Origin of the sequence: Caballeronia arvi (assembly GCF_001544695.2) — a bacterium.
In the GTDB taxonomy this organism is placed as follows: Bacteria; Pseudomonadota; Gammaproteobacteria; order Burkholderiales; family Burkholderiaceae; genus Caballeronia; species Caballeronia arvi.
In genome coordinates this window covers 1-3,802 of record NZ_FCOM02000151.1, presented here as the reverse complement: position 1 = coordinate 3,802, position 3,802 = coordinate 1, and the positions used below count along the sequence as shown (strand labels likewise).

The 3,802-nt window shown below is 63.4% G+C and carries 4 protein-coding genes; all 4 read right to left on the bottom strand.

The annotated features are described in order from the left end of the window. A partial coding sequence (locus AWB74_RS43555) for a carbamoyltransferase N-terminal domain-containing protein (RefSeq protein WP_327363304.1) occupies positions 1-905 on the bottom strand: 905 nt, incomplete at its 3' end. Between the two features lie 2 nt (positions 906-907). Next, positions 908-2,080, bottom strand: coding sequence for a glycosyltransferase family 9 protein (locus AWB74_RS43550; RefSeq protein ID WP_061152670.1), 1,173 nt, complete (start codon positions 2,078-2,080; stop codon positions 908-910). Continuing rightward, positions 2,077-2,664 carry a D-glycero-alpha-D-manno-heptose-1,7-bisphosphate 7-phosphatase gene (locus AWB74_RS43545; protein ID WP_061152669.1) on the bottom strand — a complete coding sequence of 196 codons (588 nt, stop codon included), beginning with the start codon at positions 2,662-2,664 and terminating at the stop codon, positions 2,077-2,079. Before AWB74_RS43545 ends, AWB74_RS43550 begins: the two co-directional genes overlap by 4 nt. Beyond that, the coding region (locus tag AWB74_RS43540; RefSeq protein ID WP_061152668.1) for a glycosyltransferase at positions 2,661-3,802 on the bottom strand (1,142 nt) is incomplete at its 5' end. The genes AWB74_RS43540 and AWB74_RS43545, both read right to left, overlap by 4 nt.

Below are 3,802 nucleotides of genomic sequence, written 5' to 3'. Positions count from 1 at the left end.
AGCCACTTCGCGAGTTCGAGCGCGGTTTCTTCGAGCACGGCTTGCAGCGAATGCGCGATATCGAAGTGATGCTGCGTAAGCGGCCCGCCACGTTCGCGCGCAGGACCGAAGCGTTCGACGAGACGCGGCGCATCGACGGTATAACTTCCGTCATGCCGATACTTCACGATTTCACGGAATCGATCGACATACGCGGGCTTGCCGAACGAAGCCAGCGCCATCACCTTGTACTCATCCGACGAATGCAGGAAGCCGAGATAGCCCGTCACGGCTTCATAGAGCAAGCCGAGCGAATGTGGCAACTCCACTTGCTTGAGGCGCTTGTATTCACCGTCGACGAATTGCCCGAGGCTCGTCGTCACGCCTTCGCCGCGTCCGTCCATCGTGAGCACGGCGGTGTCGTCGAAAGGCGCCGCGAGAAACGCGCTCGCTTCATGACACAGATGATGATCGACGTTATGCCAGGCGAAGCGCGGCGCACGTCCGCCGCTTGCGAAGCGACGCTTCAGATGATGCGGCGCGCCGTCGAGCAACTGGTCTCTTGCGTTGACGATATAGCTCAGAAACAGCGGGTCCCACGGCGACTCGGACGGATTGCTCAACATCTGCGCCGACGGCTTCATCGGCAAGGCGATGCTGGCCTTCGCGTCCTTCGGCATGCCGGAGAAGAGATGCGGATCGTATGAGTACGCGACGTGATCGACATCGGCGAGTTCGATGCCCGCTTCCTTGAGGCAATAGTCGATGGCATCGAAAGGAAGCTGCCACGTCGAGAACGGCACGGGACGCTTCGCGTGCTTCACATGCGTGAAGCGCTCGTCTTCGGCAGCCGCGATGACGACGCCATCCTTGGCGAGCGCCGCGGCGCTGTCGTGATAGACCGCATTGATTCCCAATGTGTACATGACTAACTGACCTGTATTGTCGAGTTGATGAGCGATGCGTTTTCGGACAGTTCAAGCACGGCGGACACGACCTCGTCCACGCCGACCTGAACGAGGCACGCGTGATGACCCTCGGGACACACGCTGCGATAACACCAGCGGCACGGCACATCGTGATAAAGCACGCGATGCGGCGTTTGCCACGGCATGTGCTGCGGATTCGTGAGCGCGTAGAGATCGACGACAGGCGTGCCGAGCGCCGATGCGAGATGCACCGGCCCGCTGTTGTTCGACAGCAGCACGCGGGCATGCTCGATGAGCGCCGCGAGTTCGCCGAGTTCGAGCGCGCCCGAGAGATCGATCGCTTGCGCGCTATCTCCGCATGCTTCGCGGCATATCGAGCTTTCGCCTGGCGAGCCTGTTACGAGCATCGGCCATTGCAATTGCGTGCCGAGACGTTCGGTGACTTGCGCGAAGCGCTCGGTCGGATATCGGCGCGAAGCGGCGGTCGCGCCCGGATGCACGACGATGAACGGCGCATGCAGATCGACGCCGCGTTCACCGAGCTTTTGTGCGAGCGACGCGGCATCGTCGGGGCGCACTTTGAAGCGCATTCGCGTATCGGTTGCGCGCGCACCGACTCGCGCGACGAGCGCAAGCTGACGTTCCACTTCATGCCGCGTGCCGTGCTGTGGCTCGGTTTCCTGCACCCAATCGGTTAGAAGGCCGTATGGATTCTCGCGGCAATGCGCGAGCCGCAGAGGAATGCCGGCGAGATGACACAGCATCGCAGCAGGCAGCGGGTTCTGGCTGTAGACGCTGAAGACCACGGCCGCATCGAACTGCGATGCCGCGAGGCGTGCGCGCATCGCGAGATCGGCGAGGGCATCGATCGGCGCATCCTGCTTGACCCAGGGCGCGTCGTATTCGATCACGTCATCGATCGCATCGATGAAAGGCGCCGCCGCCTTGCCCGAACGCGACGCGAGGAGTGTCAGATGCCGTCCCGGCTGCGCGCTGCGCAACGCATGCAGAGCGGGCGTGGTCATCAGCACGTCGCCGAGATTGTCGAGACGAATGCACAGGATGCGCTTTACGTCCGCGCCCCAGTCGCGCGCTTCGGTTGCCGCGCTCTTGCGCGCATGCGCCTCGACGACCGGCGGCAGCGTCGATTGATTCACCGGATCACGTTTCATGCAGGACACTCCGCGGCGACGATGGCCATCGCGGCTTCATACATGTCCTTTACAACGATGTCCGGTTTGCGTGTTTCGCCGCGCAGCCATTCGGTCTCGTTGCCGTTATCGATGAGCACGCTGCGGCATCCCGCACGATGGCCCGCGTCGACATCATCGAGTATGTCGCCGATGAACCAGCTTCGCGAGAGATCGATGCCATGCTCGCGCGCCGCGCGCAGCAACATGCCCGGCGCGGGCTTACGGCAATCGCATGATTGCGTGTACTCCGGCACGACGCCGCGCGGATGATGCGGGCACCAGTAGATACGCGTAAAGGCCGCGCCCGCTTGCGCAGCGAGCGCTTGCAGACGCGCTTCGACCTGATCGAGCGCATGCCGCTCGAACTTGCCGAGCGCGACGCCGCTTTGGTTGCTGATGACGAACAGCGGCACGCCATGCGATGCGAAGACGCGCAACGCATCGAGCGCACCAGGCGCAAGACGCATGCGATGCGGATCGACATTCCAGGGCACATCGTCGAGCAGTGTGCCGTCCTTGTCGATGAAGACGGCGGCGCGCTGCGGCCGTGGCGCTTGCGTCATCGCGATCCTCCGCCCATCGCGACACGGGCCGCATCCTGCGATTCGGCGCCGCTCACGCGCGCATAGACCTGTGCCAGCGCCTGCGCGACGCTCGACCACGTGAACATCGCGTTGGCGCGCACGAGGCCCGCTTCGCCCATGCGTCGCGCGAGTGGCGCATCGCGCTTGAGCGTGGCGATTGCCTGCGCGAGCGCGGCCGGATGCTTCGGCGGCACGAGCAGGCCCGTCTCGCCGTGCGCCACCGAATAGCGAATGCCGCCCACATCGGCACCGATCACGGGCGTGCCGCACGCCATCGCTTCGAGCGGCGTGATGCCGAAGGGCTCGTACCACGGCGTCGTCACGAACACATCGGCGGCGTTATAGAAGTGCTTCAAGTCGCTTCGTCCATGACGTCCAACGAAATGCACGTGTTCTTCGATGCCGCATTCCCGCGCGATGCCGCGCAGCCTGCCGATCTCGGGCGTCGCGATTTCATTGGCTTCATCCGAATTGCCGCCGACCACGTAAAGCTCGACGCTTTCGTCATGCTCCGCATGGCACACGCCGAGCGCGCGCACGACATTGTCGATGCCCTTGCGCGGCACCATGCGCCCGAGTTGCAGCACGATGAAGCGGTCCTGCGGCCAGCCAAGCTGTTCGCGCGCCTGGGCCTTATCGAGCGGATGAAACTCCGCGCGGTCGAAGCCGCATGGCACGAGATCGATGCGCGCGCGATTGGCTCGATAAAGATGAATCAGATCGTTCTCGTCCTGGGGGCATTCGGCGATCACCGAGTCGGAACGCTTCACGAGTTCGTCTTCGATATCGAAGCGCGCATCGGGAAAGCCGTCCGATTCGCCCTGATGCAGCCGACGCACGCGACCGAGCGCATGAAACGTCGTGACGAGCGGCACGCCGAGCGCGTCCTTGATGCGCAAGCCGACGAGACCCGACATGAAGAAGTTCGCGTGAACGATGTCATACGACTGCGCCTCCCGCTTCATGAAGTCGATCATAAAGTCAGCGAACGCAGCCATGTGCGGCAGAAGCTGTTCCTTCGGCAACTGCACGGGCGGCCCGGCCGGCACGTTGATGACGCGAATGTTTTCGAGGCGCGAGATGAGCGGCAGCAGCGAACGATCGCAGCGCGTAAAGA